This is a genomic window from Pseudomonas orientalis (assembly GCF_001439815.1).
Taxonomy (GTDB): Bacteria; Pseudomonadota; Gammaproteobacteria; order Pseudomonadales; family Pseudomonadaceae; genus Aquipseudomonas; species Aquipseudomonas orientalis.
In genome coordinates this window covers 146,277-172,030 of the sequence record NZ_JYLM01000007.1, presented here as the reverse complement: position 1 = coordinate 172,030, position 25,754 = coordinate 146,277, and the positions used below count along the sequence as shown (strand labels likewise).

General features: G+C 62.3%; 20 protein-coding genes. 16 read left to right on the top strand and 4 right to left on the bottom strand.

Annotated elements, in window-relative coordinates:
* The first annotated feature begins 1 nt into the window (after position 1).
* From alg8 to TU82_RS18105, 14 genes are all read left to right on the top strand, one after another.
* Positions 2-1,483, top strand: coding sequence for a mannuronan synthase (gene alg8, locus TU82_RS18170; RefSeq protein ID WP_162276157.1), 1,482 nt, complete (start codon positions 2-4; stop codon positions 1,481-1,483).
* A gap of 38 nt (positions 1,484-1,521) precedes the next feature.
* Complete coding sequence (locus TU82_RS18165) at positions 1,522-2,688, top strand: alginate biosynthesis protein Alg44 (protein ID WP_057724655.1); 1,167 nt, start codon at positions 1,522-1,524, stop codon at positions 2,686-2,688.
* An 8-nt stretch (positions 2,689-2,696) separates the two neighbouring features.
* Complete coding sequence (algK, locus tag TU82_RS18160) at positions 2,697-4,238, top strand: alginate biosynthesis TPR repeat lipoprotein AlgK (protein ID WP_173667487.1); 1,542 nt, start codon at positions 2,697-2,699, stop codon at positions 4,236-4,238.
* Positions 4,235-5,722: an alginate export family protein gene (locus TU82_RS18155; RefSeq protein ID WP_057724654.1), complete on the top strand. Its 1,488-nt coding sequence runs from the start codon at positions 4,235-4,237 to the stop codon at positions 5,720-5,722. Before algK ends, TU82_RS18155 begins: the two co-directional genes overlap by 4 nt.
* The gene (gene algG, locus TU82_RS18150) at positions 5,722-7,290 is read left to right on the top strand and encodes a mannuronan 5-epimerase AlgG (protein ID WP_057724653.1); all 1,569 of its coding nucleotides are present in this window, start codon (positions 5,722-5,724) and stop codon (positions 7,288-7,290) included. The genes TU82_RS18155 and algG overlap by 1 nt, the downstream gene beginning before the upstream one ends.
* Before the next feature lie 11 nt (positions 7,291-7,301).
* Positions 7,302-8,750 (top strand): alginate O-acetyltransferase, encoded by a 1,449-nt coding sequence (locus tag TU82_RS18145; protein ID WP_057724813.1) that lies wholly within the window; start codon positions 7,302-7,304, stop codon positions 8,748-8,750.
* 8 nt (positions 8,751-8,758) lie between these two features.
* Positions 8,759-9,868, top strand: a complete 1,110-nt coding sequence (locus TU82_RS18140) for a mannuronate-specific alginate lyase (RefSeq protein WP_057724652.1) — start codon at positions 8,759-8,761, stop codon at positions 9,866-9,868.
* A 217-nt stretch (positions 9,869-10,085) separates the two neighbouring features.
* Positions 10,086-11,618, top strand: a complete 1,533-nt coding sequence (locus tag TU82_RS18135) for an MBOAT family O-acyltransferase (protein WP_057724651.1) — start codon at positions 10,086-10,088, stop codon at positions 11,616-11,618.
* 11 nt (positions 11,619-11,629) lie between these two features.
* The gene (locus tag TU82_RS18130; protein WP_057724650.1) at positions 11,630-12,799 is read left to right on the top strand and encodes an alginate O-acetyltransferase; all 1,170 of its coding nucleotides are present in this window, start codon (positions 11,630-11,632) and stop codon (positions 12,797-12,799) included.
* A gap of 16 nt (positions 12,800-12,815) precedes the next feature.
* Positions 12,816-13,472 carry an alginate O-acetyltransferase AlgF gene (locus TU82_RS18125; protein WP_057724649.1) on the top strand — a complete coding sequence of 219 codons (657 nt, stop codon included), beginning with the start codon at positions 12,816-12,818 and terminating at the stop codon, positions 13,470-13,472.
* Between the two features lie 221 nt (positions 13,473-13,693).
* Positions 13,694-15,145 (top strand): mannose-1-phosphate guanylyltransferase/mannose-6-phosphate isomerase, encoded by a 1,452-nt coding sequence (locus TU82_RS18120; protein ID WP_057724648.1) that lies wholly within the window; start codon positions 13,694-13,696, stop codon positions 15,143-15,145.
* A 496-nt stretch (positions 15,146-15,641) separates the two neighbouring features.
* Positions 15,642-16,106, top strand: coding sequence for a hypothetical protein (locus TU82_RS18115; protein WP_057724647.1), 465 nt, complete (start codon positions 15,642-15,644; stop codon positions 16,104-16,106).
* Positions 16,107-16,120: 14 nt separating this feature from the next.
* On the top strand, positions 16,121-16,933 hold the full coding sequence (locus TU82_RS18110; RefSeq protein WP_057724646.1) for an SDR family oxidoreductase: 813 nt from the start codon (positions 16,121-16,123) through the stop codon (positions 16,931-16,933).
* Entirely contained in the window at positions 16,934-17,335 is a 402-nt protein-coding gene (locus tag TU82_RS18105) for a hypothetical protein (RefSeq protein ID WP_057724645.1), read from the top strand.
* 121 nt (positions 17,336-17,456) lie between these two features.
* Here TU82_RS18105 and TU82_RS18100 read toward each other — a convergent pair whose 3' ends face one another.
* From TU82_RS18100 to TU82_RS18085, 4 genes are read right to left on the bottom strand one after another with little or no spacing between them, the layout of a single operon-like run.
* Positions 17,457-18,317: an efflux RND transporter periplasmic adaptor subunit gene (locus TU82_RS18100; protein ID WP_057724644.1), complete on the bottom strand. Its 861-nt coding sequence runs from the start codon at positions 18,315-18,317 to the stop codon at positions 17,457-17,459.
* Positions 18,318-18,327: 10 nt separating this feature from the next.
* Positions 18,328-18,528 (bottom strand): DUF1656 domain-containing protein, encoded by a 201-nt coding sequence (locus tag TU82_RS18095; RefSeq protein ID WP_057724643.1) that lies wholly within the window; start codon positions 18,526-18,528, stop codon positions 18,328-18,330.
* A complete protein-coding gene (locus tag TU82_RS18090) occupies positions 18,518-20,707 on the bottom strand; it encodes an FUSC family protein (protein WP_057724642.1) in 2,190 nt (729 codons plus the stop codon). The genes TU82_RS18095 and TU82_RS18090 overlap by 11 nt, the downstream gene beginning before the upstream one ends.
* A gap of 10 nt (positions 20,708-20,717) precedes the next feature.
* Positions 20,718-22,229, bottom strand: coding sequence for an efflux transporter outer membrane subunit (locus TU82_RS18085; RefSeq protein ID WP_057724641.1), 1,512 nt, complete (start codon positions 22,227-22,229; stop codon positions 20,718-20,720).
* A gap of 229 nt (positions 22,230-22,458) precedes the next feature.
* Here TU82_RS18085 and TU82_RS18080 point away from each other — a divergent pair, with 229 nt between their 5' ends.
* Positions 22,459-24,660 carry a hypothetical protein gene (locus TU82_RS18080; protein ID WP_057724640.1) on the top strand — a complete coding sequence of 734 codons (2,202 nt, stop codon included), beginning with the start codon at positions 22,459-22,461 and terminating at the stop codon, positions 24,658-24,660.
* A 74-nt stretch (positions 24,661-24,734) separates the two neighbouring features.
* On the top strand, positions 24,735-25,703 hold the full coding sequence (locus TU82_RS18075) for a LysR family transcriptional regulator (protein ID WP_057724639.1): 969 nt from the start codon (positions 24,735-24,737) through the stop codon (positions 25,701-25,703).
* Positions 25,704-25,754: the final 51 nt, after the last annotated feature.

Below are 25,754 nucleotides of genomic sequence, written 5' to 3'. Positions count from 1 at the left end.
TATGTCCAAGTTAAAACATGTATTGCTGCAAGCCGCCGGCTGGCTGTTGTTTCTCAGCCTGCTGATGGGACTCGCCCTGCTGTTGCCGGCGAGCACCTTCGATTCGCAATCGAAGAATTTTATTTTCCTGATTGGCGCCGTGGGTATCTGGCGCTACTCGATGGGTGCAACGCATTTCTTTCGCGGCATGCTGTTCCTGTACGTGGTGTACCCGCACCTGCGCCGCAAAGTGCGCAAGCTGGGCAAGGCCGCCGACCCCTCCCATGTGTTCCTGATGGTCACAAGCTTCAGGATCGACGCGCTGACCACCGCGCAGGTCTACAGCTCGGTGATTCGCGAAGCCATCGAATGCGGCTTTCCCACCACCGTGGTCTGCTCGCTGGTGGAAATGTCCGATGAGCTGCTGGTCAAGAGCCTCTGGGAAAAAATGAACCCACCGGCTCACGTCAAGCTCGACTTCGTGCGCATCGCCGGTACCGGCAAGCGTGACGGCCTGGCCTTCGGTTTCCGCGCCATCTCGCGCCACCTGCCGGATGACCGCGCCGTGGTGGCCGTGATCGATGGCGACACCGTGCTCGCCGAGGGCGTGGTGCGCAAGACCGTGCCGTGGTTCCAGCTGTTCGGCAATGTCGGCGGCCTGACCACCAACGAGTTCTGCGAAGTGCGCGGCGGCTACATCATGAGCGAGTGGCACAAGCTGCGCTTCGCCCAGCGCCACATCAACATGTGCTCCATGGCCCTGTCCAAGCGCGTGCTGACCATGACCGGGCGTATGTCGGTGTTCCGCGCCAGCGTGGTGACTGACCCGGGTTTTATCGCCGACGTGGAAAGCGACTCGCTGCAACACTGGCGCCTGGGCCGCTTCAAGTTCCTCACCGGTGATGACAAGTCCAGCTGGTTCAGCCTGATGCGCCTGGGCTACGACACCTTCTACGTGCCGGATGCCGCGATCAACACCGTGGAACACCCGCCGGAAAAAAGCTTTATCAAGGCCAGCCGCAAACTGATGTTCCGCTGGTACGGCAACAACCTGCGCCAGAACTCCCGCGCCCTGGGCCTGGGGATGCGCCGCCTGGGTCTGTTCACCAGCGTGGTGCTGTTCGACCAGCGCGTGTCGATGTGGACCTCCCTGCTCGGCCTGACCGTGGCGATCATCGCCACCTTCAAGTACGGCGGCGCGTTCATCCTCGCCTACCTGCTGTGGATCGGCATTACCCGCCTGATCCTGACCCTGCTGCTGTCGTGCTCCGGCCACAAGATCGGCCCGGCCTACCCGCTGATTCTCTATTACAACCAGATCATGGGCGCGCTGGTGAAGATCTACGTGTTCTTCCGCCTTGATCAACAGTCCTGGACCCGCCAGGACACCAAACTGACCCGCGATTTGGCCAGCTTTCAACGTTGGTTCAACACCTGGTCGTCTCGGACCATGACCTTCTCCGCCGGCAGCATCTTCGTTGCCGTGTTGCTGATGATGGTCTGACCCTGCCAAGCCTGAATTAACCAAGGAATTACACCGTCATGAACAGCCAAGTAAACGCCAACGTTGTCCACGAATCCGAAGCCCAGCGCCAGCACGCCCGGGTCAAAATCCCGGCCAAGCTGCGCTTCTTCAACAGCGACCGCACGCCGACCGAAGCCAAGGTCATCGACCTGTCCGCCGGTGGCCTGGCCTTCACCGCCACCCAGCCGCTGACCATCGGCCAGGTGCACAAGGGTCGCCTGCAGTTCGTCATCGATAACCTTGGCCTGGCGATGGACGTGGAGCTGCAGATCCGCTCCTACGACCGCCAGACCGGCCGCACCGGCTGCCAGTTCCAGAACCTCGATGCCCAGGATATCTCCACCCTGCGCCACCTGATCACGTCGCACCTGTCCGGCGACATCGTGACCATGGGCGACGTGCTGGCGACGCTGCAACGCGACAACTTCACCAAGGCGCGCAAGGTCAAGGACGGCGGCAGCGGCATGACCGCGTTCGGGCGTCTGCGCGCCGTGACCTTCAGCCTGGCGATTTTCCTGGTGGGCCTGGCAGCCTTCGGCTTTGTGTTCAAATCGCTGTACGGCATGTACTTCGTCAGCCACGCCCAGGCCGGCCTGGTGAGTGTACCGGGCATGAACGTGACCATGCCGCGTGACGGCACCGTGCAAAGCCTGCTCAAGGGTGACGCGGTAGCGGCCAAGGGCGCGCCACTGGCCACCTTCAGCACCAGCATGCTCGATGTGCTCAAAGGCCACCTGGACGAAGACCAGCTGCAACCGGCCAAGGTTGAAGAACTGTTCGGCAAGCAAATGACCGGCACCCTGACCTCACCGTGCGATTGCGTGGTCGCCCAGCAACTGGTCGCCGACGGCCAGTACGCCAGCAAGGGCGATGTGATCTTCCAACTGGTGCCACGCGGCAGCCAGGCCAATGTGGAAGCGCGCTTCACTTATCGCCAGTTCGGCGATGTGCGCCCAGGTACGCCGGTGAGCTTCCAGGTTGCCGACGAAGAACAGGTGCGCACCGGCACCATCGTCAGCAGCACCAGCCTGAACAGCGCCGACCTGTCCTCCGACATCCGTGTGCAGATCAAGCCGGACGCCCCGCTGGACAGCACCTACGCCGGCCGCCCGGTGGAAGTCACCAGCGACCGTGGCCCTTCGCTGAACTGGCTGATCGATAAAGCCATGGCTCACGGTCTGTAAGCGAGGACATGCCTGTGAACCCTATTTCAAGAACAACACAATCCCTGTGGGAGCGGGCTTGCTGTGGCGAGGGAGCTTGCTCCCGCTCGACAGCGCAGCTGGAGCCGGCTTTGGGGGGCGCTGCGCACCCCAGCGGGAGCAAGCTCCCTCGCCACAAAGGCAGTGCCCACTTTGGTTCGGTAGCCTTGCTTTCCCTGGCAATCAGCCTGGCCGGTTGCGCCGGCCTGCCCGACCAGCGCCTGGCCAACGAAGCGCTCAAGCGTGGCGACACCGTCACCGCCCAGCAGAATTACCAGCAACTGGCAGACCTGGGTTACAGCGAGGCCCAGGTGGGCCTGGCCGATATCCAGGTAGGCACCCGCGATCCGGCGCAGATCAAGCAAGCCGAAGCCACCTACCGCGCTGCGGCGGACACTTCGCCGCGGGCCCAGGCGCGTCTGGGTCGTCTGCTGGTGGCCAAGCCCGGCGCCACCGAAGCCGAACACCATGAAGCCGAAAAATTGCTGAAAAAAGCCTTTGCCAATGGCGAAGGCAATACCCTGATCCCGTTGGCCATGCTGTACCTGCAATACCCGCACAGCTTCCCCGACGTGAACGCCCAGCAGCAGATCAGCCAATGGCAGGCCGCCGGTTACCCGGAAGCCGGCCTGGCCCAAGTGCTGCTGTATCGCACCCAGAACACCTACGACCAGCATCTGGATGACGTGGAGCGCATCTGCAAGGCCGCGCTGAACACCACCGACATCTGCTACGTCGAGTTGGCCACCGTCTACCAGAAAAAAGCCGAGCCGGAAAAACAGGCCGAGCTGCTCAAGCAGATGGAAGCCGGCTACAGCCGTGGCACCGTTACCGCCCAGCGCGTCGACAGCGTCGCCCGCGTACTCGGCGATGCCACCCTCGGCACGCCGGACGAGAAAACCGCCCAGGCGTTGCTTGAAAAAATCGCCCCGGGTTACCCGGCATCCTGGGTCAGCCTGGCGCAACTGCTCTACGACTTCCCCGAATTGGGCGACGTCGACCAGATGATGAAGTACCTCGACAACGGCCGCGCCGCCGACCAGCCACGCGCCGAATTGCTGCTGGGCAAGCTCTATTACGAAGGCAAATGGGTGCCGGCCGACGCCAAGGCTGCCGAGGCGCATTTCGAGAAAGCCGTGGGCCGTGAAGTGGCCGCCGATTACTACCTCGGCCAGATCTACCGCCGTGGCTACCTGGGCAAGGTCTACCCGCAAAAAGCCCTGGACCACCTGTTGACCGCTGCGCGAAACGGCCAGAACAGCGCCGACTTTGCCATCGCCCAGCTGTTTTCCCAAGGCAAGGGCACCAAGCCCGACCCGCTCAACGCCTATGTCTTCAGCCAGTTGGCCAAAGCCCAAGACACGCCGCAAGCCAATGACCTGGCCACCCAGCTCGAAGCGCCGCTGACGCCCGAACAACGCGCCGAAGGCCAACGCCTGGTGCAACAGGAACTGGCCGCCCGCGGCACCCTGGCCCAGAGCACGCTGCAACTGCACGCCCTGCAAGAAGAAGACGGCGAGGAATCCCTATGAAGCTCAACCCATTCGTCAAGGCCGGCATCGGCCTGTCCTTCGCCCTGCTGTGGTCGTGCCCGACCCTGGCTGCGCTGACCGAAGCCAAGAACTTCGGCCTGGAAGTCAAAGCCACCGCGCAGTCCGAAGACGACCGCGACCTGGGCACCCAGAAAGGCGGCGACGTCAACGGTATCGGTCTCGACCTGCGCCCGTGGATCTACGGCGAAAGCGGCGCGTGGAGCGCCTACGCCATGGGCCAGGCGGTGGTGTCCAGCGACATCATCGAGACCGACACCCTGCAACCGTCGGCCGATGACACGACCGAACAATCGAGCAACGATGATCGCAAGGCCAAGAAAAACTACCTGGCCCTGCGCGAGTTCTGGGTCGGCTACAGCGGCTTCACGCCCTACCCCGGCGAGATCCTCAAGTTCGGTCGCCAGCGCCTGCGCAATGACGACGGCCAATGGCGCGACACCAACATCGAAGCGCTGAACTGGACCTTCGACACCACCCTGCTCAAGGCCAATGTCGGCGCCGCCGAACGCTTCAGCGAATACCGCACCGACCTCAAGGAGCTGTCGCCGGTCGACAAGGACCGCCAGCACTTCTACGCCGACGCCGCCTACCAGTGGACGCCGGGCCAGTGGATCGGCCTGCGCGGCCACCACACCCACGACGACGGCAAGCTCGACTACGCCGAACCGGGCGTGGCCAGCGACCCATTGGACAAGCGCGAGAACGGCGACCTGACCTGGCTCGGCATCGAAGCCAACAGCGACGCTTACAACTGGCGCAACACCAACACCGTCAATTATTGGGCCAGCATCACCGGCATGCGTGGCGACCGCGACACGGTCAACGCCTTGAACGCCGATGGCAGCCGTCCCACCAACGCCAAGCGCAGTGATGACGTCAGCGGCTGGGCCACCGATATCGGCGTGCGCCTGCGCCTCGACCCGCAGTGGCAAGTCGGCGCGGCTTATTCGCGCGCCAGTGCCGAGTACGAGCAGAACGGCCTGCAAAGCAACCGTTCGAACTGGACCGGTACCCAGTCCCGCGTGCACCGCTTCGGTGAAGCGTTTCGCGGCGAGATGAACAACATGCAGTCCATGAGCCTGTTCGGTTCCTGGCAGTTGCGCGAGGACTACGATGCCAGCCTGGTGTACCACAAGTTCTGGCGCGTGGACGGCAACAAGCCGGTGGGCAGCAACGGCATCGACGCGGTGCAGAACAACACCGACGACGTCACCGGCGCGATCCTCTCCAGCACCTCCCTGCCCCTGGAAGACGGCAAGAAGGACCTCGGCCAGGAGATGGACCTTGTCGTCACCAAGTACTTCAAGAAAGGCTTGCTGCCCGCCGCGCTGAGCCAGTCGATCGACGAGCCGTCGGCCCTGGTGCGCTTGCGCGCCGGCGTGTTCAAACCAGGTGACGCCTATGGCAGCCAGGTCGACTCCTACATGCACCGCGCCTTTGTCGACGTGGTCTGGAAATTCTGATGGGAGCCTGCGCAATGAATGCTCAAAGCCTACTCGTCGCGGCAATGCTGGTGGCCAGTGCCCCGGCGTTCGCCGATACGGCGGCCAAGGCGCCGACCATCGCCAAGGAACTGCAACAGGCCAAGACCTACACCATTTCCAGCCCGCCCACCGCGCCGCTGGAAATGGCCAAGCCGGCGCTGCCCGACCTGTCGGGCTATACCGCCGCGGCCATGGAAAAGAAGATCGTCAAGACCAAGGCGGGCAAGATCAGCATCCGCCGCATGATGCAGGAGGACGCGCTCAAGGACTTCATCGGCGGTGACAACAAGATGGCCGAATGGGTGGTGCGCCAGCACGGCATTCCCCAGGCGATCTTTGTCGACGACGGCTACATGAACCTCAAGGACCTGCTGGGCAAGGTGCCCAAGCAGTACTTCAGCGAGACTTCGCCCGGTGTGTTCCTGGCCAAGTTGCCCATCGTGGTCGGCCGTAAAGGCATCCTCGATATCGACAAGAACACCCAGGAACTGCGCCTGTCCCAGCAAGCCGGCTCGTTTTTGATCAACGACGGCCAACTGTTCGTGCGTGACACCAAGGTCACCGGCTGGGATGAAAAAACCAACGGCCCGGCACTGTTCAAGTCGCCCAAGGAGTTCCGCCCGTTCCTGCTGGCCTGGGGCGGTACCGAGACCTATATCTCCAAGACCAAGATGGCCAGCTTCGGCTATGCCAACAGTAAGTCGTACGGGGTGAGTATTTCCCAGTACACGCCGAACATGGCCAAGGTGCTCAAGCGTCCTGAGCCGACCGGCTGGATCATCGATTCCGAGTTCTCCGACATGTGGTACGGCTTCTACTGCTACGAGACCACAGGCTTTGTGATCAAGGGCAATACCTACAAAGACAATATCGTCTACGGCATTGACCCCCACGACCGTTCCCACGGCCTGATCATCGCCGACAACACCGTGTACGGCACGAAGAAGAAGCACGGCATCATCATTTCCCGGGAAGTGAACGACAGCTTCATCTTCAACAACCGCAGCTACGACAACAAGCTGTCGGGCCTGGTGATCGACCGTAACAGCGTCAACAACCTGATCGTCGACAACGAGATCTACCGCAACCACACCGACGGCATCACCCTCTATGAGAGCGGTGACAACCTGCTGTGGGGCAACAAGGTGATCAGCAACCGTCGCCACGGCATCCGCGTGCGTAACAGCGTGAACATCAAGCTCTACGAAAACACCGCCATGGCCAACGGCCTGACCGGTGTGTACGGCCACATCAAGGACTTGACCGACACTGACCGCGACATTGCCCTCGACCCGTTCGACGCCAAGGTCTCGCTGATCGTGGTCGGCGGTGAGCTGGCGGGTAACGGCAGCGGGCCGCTGTCCATCGACTCGCCGTTGAGTATCGAGCTGTACCGCGTGTCGATGCTGGCGCCGACCAAATCCAGCGGCATCAGCTTCTCCGGCATTCTGGGCGAGCGCCAGGAAGAAATTCTCGACCTGCTGGTGCGCCAGCAGAAAGCCGTGCTGATCGACCCCGTCGAACGCCAGACCGAACTGCAGGACTGAGGATGACCCTTATGCACCCACACATGATCAAACTGCTGAGCCTCTCGGGTCTGACCCTCGGCCTGCTCGCGGCCAGCCAGGGCGTGCGCGCCGATGAGGTGAAGGCGCCGACCTTCACCGCTGAGCCCTGCTGCAGCCTGTGCCCGGCCGCCCACGACGCGAAGAACTACACCACGCGCTACCAGCAGAACTTCACCACCCTGGTACAAGCCCAGGGCGACTGGCTGTTCCGTACCCAGGAAGACCTGCGCACCGAATTCGACACCACCCCGGCCGGCTACAAGCGCATGCAGCAGTTGCACGATGCGTTCAAGAGCAAGGGCGTGGAACTGGTGGTGGTCTACCAGCCGACCCGTGGCCTGGTGAACCGCAACAAGCTCAACCCCGAAGAAAAAGCCCAGTTCGATTTCGACAAGGCCCTGGGCAACTACAAAACCATGCTCGGCCGTTTCGCCAAGATGGGCTATGTGGTGCCGGACCTGTCGCCGCTCACCAACGAGCAGTTGCCCGACGAATTGCCGGCCCACGATTTCTACTTCCGTGGCGACCAGCACTGGACCCCGTACGGCGCCCAGCGCACCGCAAAAATCGTCGCGGCCAAGGTCAAGCAGATGCCGGAATATGCCGAGATTCCCAAGCGCGAATTCGAGACCAAGCGCTCGGGCCGCATGGGCAAGACCGGCACCCTGCACAACATGGCCGGGCAACTGTGCGGCACCAGCTATGCGATCCAGTACATGGACCAGTTCACCACCGAGCCCAAGGGCGAAGCCGGTGACGGTGACCTGTTCGGCGATTCGGGCAACCCGCAGATCACCCTGGTGGGCACCAGCCACAGCGGCAAGAACTACAACTTCGCCGGCTTCCTGCAGGAAGAAATCGGTGCCGACATCCTTAACGTCGCCTTCCCCGGCGGTGGCCTGGAAGGCTCGATGATCCAGTACCTGGGCAGCGAAGAATTCCAGAAAAACCCGCCGAAGATCCTGATCTGGGAATTCTCGCCGCTGTACCGTCTGGACCAGGAAACCATCTACCGCCAGATGATGGCACTGCTCGACAACGGCTGCGAAGGCAAGACCGCGCAGATGTCGGCCAGCACCACGTTGAAACCGGGCAAAAACGAACTGATGGTCAACAGCGCGAACAAAGACCTGCGCAACGCCAACCATCAGGTCGATATCCGCTTCGCCGATCCGTCGGTGAAAACCCTGCAAGCCACCCTCTGGTACATGAACGGGCGCCACGAGGACATCAAGATCGAGAAACCCGAAACATCCGATACAGACGGGCGTTTCGCCTTTGAACTGCGCACCGATGAAGACTGGGCCTCGCAGAACTTGCTGGCCGTGGAAGTGCAGGGCCCGGAAAAGGGTGCTGCCGCGCAGAAGGTCGAAGCGAAAATTTGCACACGCAACGTATTCCCAAGCGGCGGTCAGCAGACCGCCCAACTCGGGAAGTGAGGTTACTTATGCAAAAGTTATTGCTCCCTACCCTGCTGGGCCTGGCCATGTTTGCCGGCTCCGTGAATGCGGCCGCGCCACTGCGTCCGCCTCAAGGCTATTTCGCGCCCATCGAAGCGTTCAAGACCGGTGATTTCAAGGAAAACTGCGACACTATGCCGACGCCCTACACCGGGCCTCTGCAATTTCGCAGCAAGTACGAAGGCTCCGACAAGGCTCGCTCGACGCTGAATGTGCAGTCGGAAAAAGCCTTTCGCGACAGCACCGCCGACATCACCAAGCTGGAAAAAGACACCAGCAAACGCGTGATGCAGTTCATGCGCGACGGCCGCCCCGAGCAGCTCGAATGCACGCTGAACTGGCTGGTGTCGTGGGCCAAGGCCGATGCCTTGATGTCCAAGGACTTCAACCACACCGGCAAGTCCATGCGCAAATGGGCACTGGGCAGCATGGCCTCGGCCTATGTGCGCCTGAAGTTCTCCGAGTCGCACCCGCTGGCCAACCACCAGCAGGAATCGCAACTGATCGAAGCCTGGTTCAACAAACTGGCCGATCAGGTGGTGAGCGACTGGGACAACCTGCCGCTGGAAAAAACCAACAACCACTCCTACTGGGCCGCCTGGTCGGTGATGGCGACGTCCATCGCCACCAACCGCCGCGACCTGTTCGATTGGGCCGTCAAGGAATACAAGGTCGGCGTGAACCAGGTTGATGACCAGGGCTTCCTGCCCAACGAATTGAAGCGTCAGCAACGCGCCCTGTCGTACCACAACTACGCCCTGCCGCCGCTGTCGATGATCGCCAGTTTTGCGCTGGTCAATGGTGTAGACCTGCGCCAGGAAAACAACAGCGCGCTCAAGCGCCTGGGCGACAAGGTGCTGGCCGGGGTGAAAGACCCGGACATCTTCGAGCAGAAGAACGGCAAAGAGCAGGACATGAAGGACCTCAAGGAAGACATGAAATTTGCCTGGCTTGAGCCCTTCTGCACCCTCTACACCTGTGCCCCGGAGGTGATCGAACGCAAGCACGGCATGCAACCGTTCAAGACCTTCCGCCTGGGCGGCGACCTGACCAAGGTCTACGACCCGACGCATGAAAAAGGCAAAAAAGGCAGCTGACGGAACGCGGTAAAAAATGTGGGAGGGGGCTTGCCCCCGATGGCGGTGTAACAGTCGCCATCTGTGTTGAATGACACACCGCTATCGGGGGCAAGCCCCCTCCCACATTTTTGAGCCGGTTTCGACAGTGGGATCGCAACACAACCTTCCCCAAAATTGTGGGGGGGTTTGGGGGGGCTACGGCCCTTGACTGTTGGTTAAACATGGAGAGATCGGGATGGTTTTCTCGTCCAATGTGTTCCTGTTTCTGTTCTTGCCGATCTTTCTCGGCTTGTACTACTTGAGCGGGCAACGCTATCGCAACCTGCTGCTGCTGATTGCCAGCTACGTGTTCTACGCCTGGTGGCGAGTGGACTTCCTGGCGCTGTTCGCCGCCGTCACGCTGTGGAACTACTGGATCGGCCTCAAGGTCGGTGCGGCCGGCGTGCGCACCAAGCCGGCGCAGCGCTGGCTGCTGCTCGGCGTGGCCGTCGACCTGTGCATCCTCGGCTACTTCAAATACGCCAACTTCGGCGTCGACAGCATCAACCTGATGATGAAGTCGGCGGGCCTGGAGCCGTTCATCCTCACCCATGTGCTGTTGCCGATCGGGATCTCGTTCTACATCTTCGAGTCCATCAGCTACATCATCGACGTGTACCGCGGCGACACCCCGGCGACCCGCAACCTGATCGACTTCGCGGCGTTCGTGGCAATCTTCCCGCACCTGATCGCCGGCCCCGTGTTGCGCTTTCGCGACCTGGCCGACCAGTTCAACAACCGCACCCACACCCTCGACAAGTTCTCCGAGGGCTGCACGCGGTTCATGCAGGGTTTCATCAAGAAAGTCTTCATCGCCGATACCCTGGCGGTGGTGGCCGACCATTGCTTCGCCCTGCAAAACCCCACCACCGGCGACGCCTGGCTCGGCGCGCTGGCCTACACCGCGCAGCTGTACTTCGACTTCTCCGGCTACAGCGACATGGCGATCGGCCTGGGCTTGATGATGGGTTTCCGCTTCATGGAAAACTTCAAGCAGCCGTATATCAGCCAGTCGATCACCGAGTTCTGGCGGCGCTGGCACATCAGCCTGTCCACCTGGCTGCGCGACTACCTGTACATCACCCTGGGCGGCAACCGCAAAGGCACGCTGACCACCTACCGCAATCTGTTCCTGACCATGCTGCTCGGTGGCCTGTGGCACGGTGCGAACATCACCTACATCGTATGGGGTGCCTGGCACGGCATGTGGCTGGCGATTGAAAAAGCCATCGGCCTGAATACCGCGCCGCGCAGCTTCAACGTACTGCGCTGGGCCTTCACCTTCCTGCTGGTGGTGATGGGCTGGGTGATCTTCCGCGCCGAGAACCTGCACGTAGCGGGTCGCATGTACGGTGCGATGTTCAGCTTCAGCGAATGGTCGCTGTCGGAACTCAACCGCGCCAACCTGACCGGCCTGCAAGTGGCAACCCTGGTGGTGGCATACGCAACGTTGGCGTTCTTCGGCCTGCGTGATTTCTACCGCAATCGCCCTGCGGAGAAGAGCAAGCCGAGTGATCCGAGCCTGATCAAGGCCGTACCGGGCGACAACCCCGGCAGCATCCACGAGCCCGGTTTCAGCGTGGGCCGTGACGCTGCCGTGCAACCGGCCTACTGGACCGCTGACTGGCCACGCTACGCCATGCGCGCGGCGGTGCTGCTGCTGTTCGTGGCGTCGATCCTGAAACTGTCGGCGCAGAGTTTCTCGCCGTTCCTTTACTTCCAATTCTGAGGGAGCCGACCATGACCCGTTCATTACGCGTCCTCTATATCAGCCTGTTCCTGGCGCTGTTGCTGGCCCTGGGCGCCTGGTCGCTGCGCAGCTTCTTCGGCTTCAGCACCAACGCCGACGCGACCGTGCTCAACGGTCGCTGGACCAAGGCCGTCGAGACACACTACGACGACGAGTTCCCGATCAAGCGCCTGGGCACCAACCTGTGGGCAGCGCTGGACTACAAGCTGTTCAATGAAGGTCGTCCTGGCGTGGTGCTGGGCCGCGACCACTGGCTGTACAGCGACGAGGAATTCAACCCCGCCGTCAACGAAGACCAGAACCTGCAAGGCAACTACGCGCTGGTCGAAGGCGTGCGCCAGAAGCTCAAGGCCCAGGGCATCCAATTGGTGATGGCAATCGTGCCGGCCAAGGTGCGCCTGTACCCCGAACACCTGGGTGAAGTGAAACCGGCAAGCATCCACGCCAATCTGTATCAGGACTTCCACGCCCGTGTCGCGGCAGACAACATCCCCGCCCCGGACCTGCTCGGCCCGTTGCAACAGGCCAAGCTCGCCGGCAAGCAAGTGTTCCTGCGCACCGACACCCACTGGACCCCGGACGGTGCGGAAATCGCCGCCAAGCAATTGGCCAGGGTGATTGCCGACAAGACCCCGCTGAGCGGCGAGCCGCAGCGCTTTGTCACCGAAGCCGAGAAGACCGAACCGCATAAGGGCGACCTGCGCCTGTTCCTGCCGCTGGACCCGCTGTTCGAAAACCTGATGCCGCCCAAGGAGCCGCTGCAAAAACGCGTCACCCACCTGGCCGAAGACAAAGGTGATGACGCGCTGTTCAGCGACAGCGAAACCCCGGTGGCCCTGGTGGGCACCAGCTACAGCGCCAACCCCAACTGGAACTTCGTCGGCGCCCTCAAGCAAGCCCTGGGCAGCGACGTGGTCAGCTACGCCGAAGACGGCCACGGCCCGATCCTGCCGATGCTCAGCTACCTGAAAAGTGACGACTTCAAGAACAGCCCGCCTCAGGTGCTGATTTGGGAGTTCCCTGAACGCTATCTGCCCGTCAACAACGAAATCGGTGATGCCGACCCCGCGTGGGTTGCGCAGCTTAAACAAGCCGGTTCGCGCCAACAAAACATGGCTATCAACACTAAATCCGAGACGCCCGACCGGGCGCAAAACTGAAAGAGAGGTAACTCACATGACTTTCACTACTACTCCGCGTCGTCTCGCCAAGACCCTGGCCATCGCTGCCGGCTTGAGCTTCGTATCCGTGTCCGCCTTCGCCGGTGGGGACGCCGCGCTCTACGGCCCGACCGCGCCAAAAGGTTCGAGCTTCGTGCGCATCTACAACGCTTCGAACCAGGAAGTCAGCGCGACGGTTGGCAGCACCAACCTCAGCGACGTCGCTCCGCTCGCCAGCAGCGACTTCAGCTTCATGCCGGGCGGTGACTACAGCGCCAAGGTCGGCAGCCAGACCGTACCGGTGAAACTTGCCGCCGATCACTACTACACCCTGGTCAATAACAGCAGCGGCCAGCCGCAGTTGATCGAGGAGCCGCCGTTCAAGAACAAGCAGAAGTCCCTGGTGCGCGTGCAGAACCTCAGCGACAAGGCCCTGACCCTCAAGACTGCCGACGGCAAGACCGACGTGGTCAAGTCCGTGGCCGCCAAGGGCCGCGGCGAACGTGAAATCAACCCGGTGAAGGTGAGCCTGGCGCTGTATGACGGTGACAAGAAAGTCGGCGATGTGAAGCCGGTTGCCCTGGAGCGCGGTGAGGCAGCGGTGCTGTACGTCACCGGTTCCGGTTCGAGCCTGTCGCCGGTCTGGGTAAAACGCCCGGTGTCGACCCGCTGATTATTTCCCGAACTGAACGCAATCTACTGTAGGAGCGGGCTAGCCCGCGAAGAACGTCAACGATGATGCAGCGCCTCTGGTTTATCGCGGTGCTCTCAGGTTTTTCGCGAGCAAGCTCGCTCCTACAGGGATTGCGGTTTCAGTTCGGACCGAGACAAAAACAAGAGTGAAACGACAAACCTTCGTAGCTCTGACCCAAACTGATTCAAGGAGAAACACCCATGATCCCAGTAATCCTTTCCGGTGGTAGCGGCTCACGTCTTTGGCCGCTTTCCCGCAAACAGTTCCCCAAGCAATTCCTGGCCCTGACCGGCGAACACACCCTGTTCCAGCAAACCCTGGAGCGCCTGGTGTTCGAAGGCATGGACGCCCCGATCGTGGTCTGCAACAAGGACCACCGCTTTATCGTCAACGAGCAACTGAGTGCGCGCAAGCTCGAATGCCAGCGCATCCTGATGGAACCGTTTGGCCGCAACACCGCCCCGGCCGTGGCCCTGACCGCGATGATGCTGGTCAATGAAGGCCGCGACGAGCTGATGCTGGTGCTGCCCGCCGACCACGTGATCGACGACCAGAAAGCCCTGCAACGTGCCCTGGCCCTGGCCACCGTGGCGGCCGAGCGCGGCGAGATGGTGCTGTTCGGCGTGCCGGCAACCCGTCCGGAAACCGGCTATGGCTACATCAAGTCCAGCAACGATTCGCTGCTGCCCGAAGGCGTGAGCCGCGTGCAGCAGTTCGTGGAAAAACCCGATGAAAAACGCGCCGTCGAGTTCGTCAAAAGCGGCGGTTACTTCTGGAACAGCGGCATGTTCCTGTTCCGCGCCAGCCGTTTCCTGGAAGAGCTGAAAAAGCACGATCCGGACATCTACGACACCTGCGTACTGACCCTGGAGCGCAGCGAGCAGACCGCCGACACCGTGACCTTCGACGAAGCCACCTTCGCCTGCTGCCCGGACAACTCCATTGACTACGCCGTGATGGAAAAAACCCAACGCGCCTGCGTGGTGCCGTTGAGCGCCGGCTGGAGCGACGTGGGTTGCTGGGCCTCGCTGTGGGCGGTCAATGACAAAGACGCCAACGGTAACGTGAGCAAGGGCGACGTGGTGATCCAGGACAGCCGCAACTGCATGGTGCACGGCAACGGCAAGCTGGTGTCGGTAATCGGCCTGGACAACATCGTGGTGGTGGAAACCAAGGACGCGATGATGATTGCCCACAAGGACAAGGTCCAGGGCGTCAAGCAGATGGTCAACACCCTCAACGAACAGGGCCGCAGCGAGACCCAGAATCACTGTGAAGTCTATCGTCCGTGGGGCTCCTACGACTCGGTGGACATGGGCGGGCGTTTCCAGGTCAAGCACATCTCGGTCAAGCCGGGTGCGTGCCTGTCGCTGCAGATGCACCACCACCGCGCCGAACACTGGATCGTGGTCAGCGGCACCGCTGAAGTCACCTGTGACGACAACGTGTTCCTGCTGTGCGAGAACCAGTCCACCTACATCCCGATCGCCTCGGTGCACCGCCTGCGCAACCCGGGCAAGATCCCGCTGGAAATCATCGAAGTGCAATCGGGCAGCTACCTGGGCGAAGACGATATCGAACGCTTCGAAGATATCTACGGTCGCTCCACGCCGATTGAACGTGGCGTGTCGGTGAAAACTATCGCGCAGTAAAACAGTCGTACAAGAAGCCCTCACCCAGCCCATTGCGTCCCCTATCCGCAGTGGGCTGGGTGGGGGCTTTTTTTTACGCGCTACTTGGGCAGTGACTCCCGGCTGCTTGAGTGATTGCAACGATCCTGTTTGTTTAATAGCCCTATGACTGAAGTGGCCAGTCCCGCCAGGGAGTTCACGACACTGGCCGCGACCGGCCCGGTGCAACCGCTCATGCATCCGTTGTTTTTGGGTTCAGTGGCGGTACTGCGCGGGGGAATCTGCGCGCCGACCGCCGAAGCAGCGCCAGCTTGATCCGTCGCTGCTGGAGCGGGGGCGTATGCCGTCGAAGGAGAGTTTGCTACGTTCATGAAAAGCCTCTGAGTGGATGGAACAGCCGGAGTGTGACCTCACTTGTGTGAATAGCCGACAGCAAACAGTTCCACCTTTCCCTCGGCCGATAGGCAAGTCGCCTGCCCCGCAGTACGATGGTCCACCCAATCGCGAGGCAGTGACTATGTTTTTCGGCGTTCTCCTGGTCATCACCTGGCTGGTCCTGCTGCTGCGCTACCCCGCCAAGGCCCTGCCGGTGTCGCTGGCCGCTGCCGTCGGCTTGGGTTTCGTCGCGGTATGGGTGGTGTGGCTGGATAACCGCGAAGCCAAGCAACTGGCCCGCCTGGAACTGCGCATTACTTACGCCCCGCAGGAATGCCCGGCCGACCGTCCGTTAAAACTCACCCTGAACAACGGCAACGACGTCCCACTGGCCGAACTGCGCTGGCGCGTCGCCGCCTATGCACCGGGCGATACCGTCAACCTGGCCGACAACGTCTACGCCGCGCCACGCTATCGCGGCCCCGGTGAACTGCAGGCCGGTGCCACCTGGGAGGACTGCCTGCCCGCCCCGCCACTGCGCCCCGGCTACCGCCCGCAAACCCTGGAATTTCGCGCCGAGCACCTGCAAGGCAGTTTCTCGGACTGACAAAGGATTGATCCATGCCCAACGTACTGATCACCGGTTGCTCCAGCGGCATCGGCCGCGCCCTCGCCGACGCCTTCAAAGCCGCAGGTTTCCAGGTGTGGGCCAGCGCCCGCCGCAGCGATGACGTGGCCGCCCTCGCCGCCGCCGGCTTCCACGCCGTGCAACTGGACGTCAACGACCGCGCCGCCCTGCAACGCCTGGCCGAACAGTTGGGCGAGCTGGATGTGCTGGTCAACAACGCCGGCTACGGCGCCATGGGACCGTTGCTCGAAGGCGGTACCGAGGCGATGCAGCGCCAGTTCGAAACCAACGTGTTTTCCATCGTCGGCGTGACCCAGGCGCTGTTCCCCGCGCTGCGCCGCAGCAAGGGCCTGGTGGTGAACATCGGCAGCGTTTCCGGCGTGCTGGTGACCCCGTTCGCCGGCGCCTACTGCGCGTCAAAAGCCGCCGTACACGCGCTGAGCGATGCCCTGCGCATGGAGCTGGCGCCGTTTGGCGTGCGGGTCATGGAAGTCCAGCCCGGCGCGATCAATACCCGCTTTGCGAAGAATGCCGGCGCCCAGGCCGAGCTGCTGATCAATGAACAATCGCCCTGGTGGCCGTTACGCGAAGGCATTCGTGCGCGCAGCCAAGCCTCCCAGGATAAACCCACCCCAGCCAGCGAGTTTGCGGCGGATGTGCTCAAAGCCGTGCAGCAAACGCAGCCACCGCGCCTGTTGCGCTCGGGCAACGGCAGCCGTGCGTTGCCGTTGATGGCGGCGCTGTTGCCCAAGGGGTTGCTGGAAGCCGTGCTGAAGAAACGCTTTGGTTTGAAGGGGAGTTTGTAAATGATTGACTACAGCGATTTTTTTGAAGAAGTGATCCAGACCCACGTCGAAATCGAGCAATGGTTCGCCGGCGTCGCCCCTGAGGACACGTTGCAGAACTTGCTGGCGCGCTTCTCGCCTGAGTTCAGCATGGTTGCGCCTGCCACCGGCACGCGGGTCAACCGGGCCGGGGTCGATGCGCTGTTCACGCGCCTGGGCGGGATGCGTCCGGGACTGAAAATCACCTTGAGCGAAATGACCGGGATAGACCGGCATGCACGCGGTGCCACGGTGACCTATCGCGAGCATCAGGTGGATGACAGCGGCACCCGCACGGATCGTCGCGCCACGGTCGTGTTCGAGAAGCAGGCCAGTGGCGCGCTGCTATGGCGGCACTTGCATGAAACCTTCATCAAGGCCTGACTCGGTCAAAAATGTGGGAGGGGGCTTGCTCCCGATAGCGGTGTGTCAGTCACCGGATTGATTAACTGAACCACCGCTATCGGGGGCAAGCCCCCTCCCACATTTGAATCTCCCACATTTTTTAGTTTTGCGTTGGGTTGACGATCACGGTGCAGGTGATACCCGCCGCCAACAGAACCCCTTGCGGGACCTCATCGATATGAATGCGCACCGGCACGCGCTGGGCCAGGCGCACCCAGTTGAACGTCGGGTTCACATCGGCGATCAGCTCGCGGCTCTCGGGGTTGTCGCGGTCATAGATGCCCCGGGAGATGCTCTCCACATGGCCCTTGAGCGTCTCGCCGCTCATCAATTGCATATCGGCTGTGTCACCCACTTTCACATGGGGCAGCTTGGTCTCTTCGAAGAAGCCATAGACCCAGAACGAGTTCATATCCACCACGGCCATCTTCGCCTCGCCGATCCGCGCATAGTCGCCGCGATGCACATTGAGGTTGGTGACATAGCCGTCTACCGCCGCCACGACGTGGGTGCGTTTCAAGTTCAGTTCGGCGGCTTCCAGTTGCGCCAGCGCATGCTGGTAATCGGCCAGGGCCGAATCGGCGATGTTGCTGGCGTCGTCGCGGTTTTCCCTGGAGATCACCAGGGCATCCAGGTCGGCGCGGCGATGGGCATTGAGCTTGCGCATTTCCCAGGTGGCTTTGCGTGAAGCCACCAGCGACTGCGCCTGCTTGACCGCAATGCGGTAATGCTCGGGGTCGATCTGCATCAGCAGGTCGCCCTTTTTTACCAACTGGTTATCGCGCACCGGCACGTCCACCACTTCACCAGTCACGTCGGCCGCCACGTTGATGATATCGGCACGCACGCGCCCGTCGCGGGTCCAGGGCGTTTGCATGTAGTGCACCCACAACGTGCGGCCAATCCAGATCGCCAATGCCAGCACCAGCAAGGTCGCGAGCAGGCTGAAAAACTTTTTCATCGGGGCATTCTCAACGGTAGACGCTCAGCGCCAGGGCGCCGAACAGGCAAACGAACAGGCTCAGGCGCAGCAGCGCCGGGTGCCAGAAAAACCGGTACAGGTCGAACCCGGCCAGAAAGCGGTCCAGGGCCCAGGCCAGGACGGCCGCGACCAGGAACATCAGGGTCATGGTCGGCATGTAGAGGCCGTGGAAGGCAATTTCACGGGGCATTCATGGCTCCTTGCGTGGCGCCTTTGAGCGCCGCCAACGGCGATTGCGGGTCCAACAACGAGGTGCGGATAAAGTGCAGGTAGCTTTTCACCCGGCGCAGGGCCGAGGTGTCGAAGTGCGGCGCGAACGGCTCGTCGGTGGCCTGCACGCGGCTGATCGCATGGTCGACGGCGATCAGCCCGCGCTCCAGGTTGCTGGCGCTGGGCTGCAGGAACAGCCGCACCAGTGAGCGTCCCATCACGCGGATCGCCTGGCGCCACGGCTGGGATTCGGCATACGCCGGGTGCACCGGCAAAATCGCCTGCTCTTTGCGCAGTTCGATGATCGCGTGACCGACCTCCAGCACCACGAACATCCAGCGCAGCAGGTCGCGCTGCACCTGCGGCTGGCCGGCGGCGAGGCCATAGGCCTGGTGCAGCAGGTCACGGGTGCGGCTTTCGAAACTCGACGCCAGACCCTTGAGCTTGCCGCTGATCGCATACACCACTTGCTCGCGCAGGTCCTGCTCCAGGCGCTGCCACAGCCAGCGGCTGTTGGGCGGCAGGATGATCGCCCCGGCCGCCGCGCACACCAGCATGCCGATGACCATGGCGATGTAGTCGTTGATGAAGGTGTAGGGGTTATAGATCGTCAGGTTATCCGGCACCGAGCCGGTGCTGAAGAAGATCAGCAAACCCACGCCGACCCCGGCGTACTGCGGGCGTGAGGCGAGGAAGGCGCCGAAAACGATCACCGGCGCGAGCATCACGCACAGCAGTGGGAAGCCGTCGATCCAGGGAAACACGAAGAACATTTCGACGAAGCCGACCAGCGCACCAATCAGCGTGCCGCAGGCCATCTGGAAAGCCATGCGCTTGGGGTTGGGCGTGGCGGCGGACAGGCCGACGGTGGCGGCGGCGATCAAGGTCATGGTTGCACCGCTGGGCCAGGCAGTGGCCACCCAGTAACTGCCGAGCACGATCAGGATGAACGAGGCACGCAGGCCGGCGGCAACGCAGGCCAGCCAGTTGGTTTTCGGCGTATAGACCTCGTTCCAGTCTTCCCGCGCGTGGCGGTGATCGGCCAGGGACGCGTGGGTTTGCGCGTAGTTGTGCAGATCGTCGACAAAGCGGTACAGCAGCTCGTAAGCGGTATGAAAATCCAGTTGCTCGGCTTCGGTGGGTTCGCCTTCCTGGAAAGCCGCGCGCAGGCTGCGCACCTGGGCGGGCAAGCTGTCCTTGTAGGCGCTGAGCACGTTGACCAGCCGCGTCGCGTCGGGGCTGGTCAGGGCACGTGCGGAAAAACCGTCGAGCACTTCGGCCAGGTCCTGCAGGCCGGGCTTGATCGCCGCCACCACATGATCGGCGGCGTCGGCGCGCAGTCGCGCCAGCAACTGATGCAAGGCGTTGAAGCGTGTGGTGAGGCTCATGAATTCGCTGTTGAGGCGACTGAGCCGACCGTTGCGCCGCCGCATGTGCGGGTCCTCGAACACGGTGACGCTGCGCAGGCTCTCCAGGCCGACAGCCTCGGCGATAAAGCGCACGTTGGCGCTCTCGAACTCTTCACGCCGACTGCGCCCGCGCAGGCCGTCGGTGACGAACAGCGCGAACACCCCGAAGCGTTGATAGAGGGCATTGCGCATCGCGGCGCTGGAGGTTTGCGGCAGGAACGCGGCGCTGACCAGCGTCGAGCAGAGAATCCCCAGGGAGATTTCCAACACCCGCCACACCGCCGCCATAAAGGCGCCGTCCGGATGGGCCAGGGCCGGCAAACCGACCATCGCCGCCGTGTAGCCGGCGAGCACAAACCCGTAGGCGCGAAAGTTGCGGTTACGCGTGGCACCGGCGGTGCAGATGCCTACCCAGATGGCCAGGGCGCCGAGGAACAGTTCGGTGTTCTGCGCAAACAACGCGATCAGCAACACCATCACCGCCGACCCGGCCAGCGTGCCGAGGAAGCGGTAAAAGCTCTTGGCGAACACCTGGCCGCTCTGCGGTTGCATCACGATAAACACCGTGATCATTGCGGTGCGCGGCTGCGGCAGTTCCAGGCGCATCGCCAGCCACAGGGTGAGGAATGCGGCGAGCAGCACCTTGAAGATATACACCCAGGTCACGCCATCGCTGCGTGCCCAGTCGAAAAAACCACGGCGCCACTCAAGGGCGTGCAGCCAGCGCAGCGGTGCAGACAAGGAGGTCATCGCCATTTACTCAGTGATCGAATACGGCCAGCGCCGCCGGAATCTTGCTGGGGAAGGTTTTGTCGTCGCGCGGTATATCGTCGCCGGCACCGAGGCCACCGCCCAGGGCGGTCACCAGTTCGGCGTGCGCGCTCAGGCGCGCGGCCTGTACTTGTTGCGCTATCTGCTGCTGGCGCAACAGCAGGGTCTGGGCGTTCAGCACATTGAGGTAGTCGGTGAGGCCGCGTTGGTAGGCGATGGTGGCGATGTCGTAGGTTTTCTGCGCCGACGCTACCGACTGCGCGGCAAACGACGCTTGCTTGTCCATGGACTCGCGGCGGATCAACTGGTCGCTGATGCCCTTGAGCGCATCGACCAGGGTCTGGTTGTAGTGGGCCACGGCAATGTCATAACCGGCGCTGGCTTCACCCAGCTCTGCGCGTAGACGCCCACCGTCGAAGATCGGCAGGGTGATTGCCGGGCCGACGTTGTAGTTGAATTTCTGGCCCGCAAGAAACGCCAGCATGCCGCCACCGGTAGCCATGTAACCGAGGCTGCCGACCAGGTCGACGTTGGGATAGAAGCCCGCGTGGGCGACATCGATACCCCGCGCCTGGGCCGCCACCTGCCAGCGACGGGCGACGACGTCCGGACGCTGGCCGAGCAATTGCGCGGGCAAGGTCGAGGGCAACGTCAACGGGGCGGCAAGCAACAGGCTCGGGCGTTGCAACTGCGCGCCCTCCCCCGGCCCTTTGCCGGCCAACGCCGCCAGCTGGTTGCGGCTCAGGGCGATTTGCTCATCCAGCGCGTCAAGCTGACGGTGGGTTTCCGGCAGCGGGGTTTCGGCCTGGCTGACCTCCAGGTGCGTGCCGATCCCGGCGTTCAGTCGCTTGTTGGCCAGGTCCAGGATCTGCTGTTGCTGGGCCAGGGTGGCCGCGACGATATCGCGCTCGGCGTAGTGCAGGGACAACTGGATATAGGCGTGCACCACATTGTTCTGCAGCTCGAGCTGGGCCTGACGCGCCTGGGCGACACTCATATGGGCGAGGTCCACGGCACGCTCGGTGGCATTGCTTTCGCGGCCCCACAGGTCAAGGGCGTAACTCAAGCCCAGGGACGTGTTGTTGTCCCAGGTGTTCGCACCGCTCAACTCGCCGGGACCATAGAACTGATCCTTGGGCCAGTTGTGGCGCTTGAGCGTGGTGTCGCTGTTGACCTGCAGGGACTCTGCCGACTCGGCCACCCCGGCCAGCGCCCGCGCTTGACGCACCCGTGCGGCGGCCACGGCCAGGCTGGGGCTGTCTTGCGTGGCAAGTTCGACCCAGCGGTTGAGCTGCGGATCGCCGTAGGCCCGCCACCATTGGACGCTGGGCCAGCGGGCGTCGCTGGCGGCGCTCTGGATCGCTTGGTCGGTGGCCAGGTGGCTGGCGTTCAATGACTGGCCCTGGGGGCCGATTCCTGCGGTGCCGATGCAGCCACTGATGGCGAGCGTAAGGGCCCAAACACTGAGAGTCTTCAGCTCTCTGCTGATGCGACGCGGCACGGCTTGCGAATTCCTGAGGTGGTTGACGCGGGGAAAGTGGCGCAATTCTAGGGGGCACGACCGGGAACGATAAGCAGGCATTTCTGTGAATCTTTATTACCGTTGCGACGATAATCCAGGCGGGGCATGCGCGGTTCGGACAGTTTTCCAGGGGGACGGGAATTCGGCCTACAGCGTCCTGCGTCACCAGCGGCCACAATCCTGAGCCCCCCGGCCTCAGGAGCACTTGATGCTTTCAGTACTCAGCCCAGTGTTGCCGCGCCACTCGGCACAGGACATCACCGATGCCGATGCCTTGAACAGGCAGTTGCCCGGCATGTCCGAATCCCCGGGTCCCCTTCCGCTGCCTCTGCGAGGCGATGTGCGCCGGCTCGCCGACCATGTGCTGGAAAAGCTGGTACCCCTTGCCGGCTACCGTCGCGACCAGGCCGAGATAGAGGCGCTTCATCGCACACTCTGCAACGGCGAGCCGCAGTTGGCGGTGACGGCCGATGAGCTGGCCGGCGCCTATGCCTTTTTCAAAAAAGCCGAGCACCTGTTAAAGCATCATCGCAACGGCCAAAACCCGCCTATCGAGACCGACTACACCCTGTGCCGGGCCTTGAAATGGCAATTTCGCGCAGCCGTCAGAGAGAGCAAGCACCAGGGTTTGACGCAGGAGCTGCTGCCTTCGCTGAACTATATCCGCGAAGGCGGCGAACGCATCAACCATCGTCATCTGGGCTACAACTTTTCGCTGGAATCAACGCGACAAGTCACTGCGGGGCCCCACCTGGCAATTGATTCGCACCTGGAAGTTACCGCCGACCAACGCGTCAAGAGCACCCGAACCATCGCCTTGCAGGTCAAGCTCAAATCAGCGCTGACGAATCTGAGTCAAGCAAGGTCTGACCAGCAGTTCGGCCTCGCCCATGTATCCTCTCGCCAGTACGCGAGCCTGGAACATTACGCAGATAACCGCAGTGGTTCTGTGAATACCTCGCTGAGCGAAAGTGTCGCTCGCACCGTCGTGAACCTGGGCAGCCTGTTGAGCGACCAGCGCAATCTGCACAGGGACAGAGCTTACTCAGCCCTGAGCCAGCCCTATGTGCGCGACGCACTGACCCATGCCGGCCTGGCCGAGGGTGGGCTGCCGCGTCTGCAAAACAGCGCAGCACCGCTCGTCACTGAAAAAGGTCTGGCACTGGAGGCCGACAGCGACATCGCGGTGGATTTTTTCAGCGTACTGACGGTTAACACCACGTTGGCGTTGACGCTGCAGCGTACCCGGCTGCGCAAAGACCTGGATATTCTTGGCCTGTGCGAGATGTCTCCCGCGCTGGCACAGCACCAGCTTGCCATGCGCGTGAAGTATCACGACGACCCTGTCGCGCTGCTCGATGAAATGAACACCCACGTGGCGTCAAGCAGCCGCCTGTTTACCGAGCAGGCCTGTGCGCCGGTATTGGCCTCGGAGTTGAACGCCAGCCTGCACAAGAGCCAGCGGCAAGCCCGCGCGCTGCTGGAACGTTATGTATCACTCAAGGCGACCTGGCGTATCGATCCCAATCTGGACGACCGGTTTCGCACTGCAATCAACCAGAATCGGGCGCTGCTTCGGCCCGAAGCCTTGAAAATATACAAGCTGACCGCCGAGTGCCAGACGCTGAGCGGCTCAGCGGGTGTCACCGCGTCGTCGCGCGCGGGAGCCGGTAGAGGCGTGACGATCGAGGTCAGTCACCGCAGGCTGGATGATCCGCACTTGAGCGGTGATTACCTGGTCCTGGACATCGCCCCGATCAAATCCGCGGAGGTAGTAAAAGAAAGCCTGCGCCAGGCGCTCTCAAGCATTGGCCAGCAGACGTTCGACTGGGAGCATCTGGTCCGCTCAATCAGCGCATCGCTGCTCGACCCCGCCACCCCTTCATCCACCCAAGTGCTGGTCAAAATAAAGCATGGCGAACCGGTGACGCTGCTCACCCGCCATACGATCAACAAAGACCGCGAACTGGCGCTGCCGGAACAGCTCAAGCAGCACAGCGACCTTGACCTGCAGTCCCTGCGCACCCGCAAAACCTTGCTTAAAGAACAGCTGGGCAACCAATCGCTGGACCATCTTTTGCCTGTCGCCCGCCGCTATCTGCACACGCCCGATGAACGACCGGGCTGGGACGCTTACTTACAGCGCCACGCCGATGACATTCAGGCGCTGTTGGATTCAATCAGCCGGCAAACCCTGGGTACGGTGCTCAGTGCCGAGCTCGACGAGTTCAAACGCATCAGTCCCGCACTCACTCTCGCCGTGGAAACACTGGTCCAGGAGGCAAATGCTGCCGTTGAAGAACCCACCGCAGAACACCGCACTCAGGCACTGGACGCCTTCAATCAGCTTCTGCTGGCCTACCTGCCGCACTATGAGGCGAAAGTCAGTGAGGCCTGGACCCTGTCCTGAAGCGCCAGGCCGAGCGGATACACACCTGTGCGCAACTTCATGTCACAATTTGCCATCTCCCTTGAGAACACCCCATGGACACCTTGCAAAACATGCGCGCGTTCAGTTGCGTGGCAGAGGCCGGCAGCTTTACCGCCGCCGCCGCGCAACTGGACACCACCACCGCCAACGTCTCGCGCGCGGTCTCAAACCTTGAGGCCCACCTGCAAACCCGCTTGCTCAACCGTACCACCCGCCGCATCGCGCTCACCGAGGCCGGCAAACGCTATCTGCTGCGCTGTGAGCAGATCCTCGCCTACGTCGAGGAAGCCGAAGCGGAAGCCAGCGACGCCCATGCGCGCCCCGCCGGGCAATTGAAAGTGCACACCATGACCGGTATCGGCCAGCATTTCGTGATCGACGCCATCGCCCGCTACCGCCGCACCCACCCCGACGTGACCTTCGACCTGACCCTGGCCAACCGTGTGCCGGACCTGCTCGATGAGGGCTACGACGTGTCCATCGTACTGGCCAGCGAACTGCCGGATTCCGGCTTCGTCTCGCAACGCCTGGGCATCACCTACAGCATTGCCTGCGCCTCGCCGGAGTACGTCAAAGCCAAGGGCTGTGCACAACGGCCCCAGGATCTGCTCAACCATGCCTGCCTGCGCCTGGTCAGTCCGGTGATCCAATTGGACAAATGGACCTTCAACGGCCCTGAAGGCCAGGAAAGCGTGGCGATCAACACCTCGCCGTTCCTGGTGAACTCGGCCGATGCGATGAAAACCGCCATCACCAGCGGCATGGGCGTCGGCCTGCTGCCGGTGTACGCCGCCATCGAAGGGCTGCGCAACGGCACGCTGGTGCGCGTGATGCCGACCTACCGCTCCCAGGAGCTGAACCTGTACGCCATCTACCCGTCGCGCCAATACCTGGATGCGAAGATCAAGACCTGGGTGGAATACCTGCGCGGCTCGCTGCCGGAAATCCTCGCGGCGCACCAGGCGGAGCTGGTGGCCTATGAGTTGAGCGGTGGCCTGGGCGGCGTGCGGATGGCGAACTGACGACATGTGTAGGAGCGAGCTTGCTCGCGAAAAACCTGAGGGCACCGCATT

Excerpts from the sequence above, each read along its gene's own strand:
- TU82_RS18090 (WP_057724642.1), bottom strand. The coding sequence starts at position 20,707 with ATGACCTCCTTGTCTGCACCGCTGCGCTGGCTGCACGCCCTTGAGTGG.
- TU82_RS18155 (WP_057724654.1), top strand. The coding sequence starts at position 4,235 with ATGAAGCTCAACCCATTCGTCAAGGCCGGCATCGGCCTGTCCTTCGCC.
- TU82_RS18145 (WP_057724813.1), top strand. The coding sequence starts at position 7,302 with ATGCACCCACACATGATCAAACTGCTGAGCCTCTCGGGTCTGACCCTC.
- TU82_RS18080 (WP_057724640.1), top strand. The coding sequence starts at position 22,459 with ATGCTTTCAGTACTCAGCCCAGTGTTGCCGCGCCACTCGGCACAGGAC.
- TU82_RS18100 (WP_057724644.1), bottom strand. The coding sequence starts at position 18,317 with ATGAAAAAGTTTTTCAGCCTGCTCGCGACCTTGCTGGTGCTGGCATTG.
- TU82_RS18095 (WP_057724643.1), bottom strand. The coding sequence starts at position 18,528 with ATGCCCCGTGAAATTGCCTTCCACGGCCTCTACATGCCGACCATGACC.
- algG (WP_057724653.1), top strand. The coding sequence starts at position 5,722 with ATGGGAGCCTGCGCAATGAATGCTCAAAGCCTACTCGTCGCGGCAATG.
- TU82_RS18105 (WP_057724645.1), top strand. The coding sequence starts at position 16,934 with ATGATTGACTACAGCGATTTTTTTGAAGAAGTGATCCAGACCCACGTC.
- TU82_RS18140 (WP_057724652.1), top strand. The coding sequence starts at position 8,759 with ATGCAAAAGTTATTGCTCCCTACCCTGCTGGGCCTGGCCATGTTTGCC.
- TU82_RS18130 (WP_057724650.1), top strand. The coding sequence starts at position 11,630 with ATGACCCGTTCATTACGCGTCCTCTATATCAGCCTGTTCCTGGCGCTG.
- TU82_RS18075 (WP_057724639.1), top strand. The coding sequence starts at position 24,735 with ATGGACACCTTGCAAAACATGCGCGCGTTCAGTTGCGTGGCAGAGGCC.
- TU82_RS18165 (WP_057724655.1), top strand. The coding sequence starts at position 1,522 with ATGAACAGCCAAGTAAACGCCAACGTTGTCCACGAATCCGAAGCCCAG.
- algK (WP_173667487.1), top strand. The coding sequence starts at position 2,697 with ATGCCTGTGAACCCTATTTCAAGAACAACACAATCCCTGTGGGAGCGG.
- TU82_RS18120 (WP_057724648.1), top strand. The coding sequence starts at position 13,694 with ATGATCCCAGTAATCCTTTCCGGTGGTAGCGGCTCACGTCTTTGGCCG.
- alg8 (WP_162276157.1), top strand. The coding sequence starts at position 2 with ATGTCCAAGTTAAAACATGTATTGCTGCAAGCCGCCGGCTGGCTGTTG.
- TU82_RS18115 (WP_057724647.1), top strand. The coding sequence starts at position 15,642 with ATGTTTTTCGGCGTTCTCCTGGTCATCACCTGGCTGGTCCTGCTGCTG.
- TU82_RS18110 (WP_057724646.1), top strand. The coding sequence starts at position 16,121 with ATGCCCAACGTACTGATCACCGGTTGCTCCAGCGGCATCGGCCGCGCC.
- TU82_RS18135 (WP_057724651.1), top strand. The coding sequence starts at position 10,086 with ATGGTTTTCTCGTCCAATGTGTTCCTGTTTCTGTTCTTGCCGATCTTT.
- TU82_RS18125 (WP_057724649.1), top strand. The coding sequence starts at position 12,816 with ATGACTTTCACTACTACTCCGCGTCGTCTCGCCAAGACCCTGGCCATC.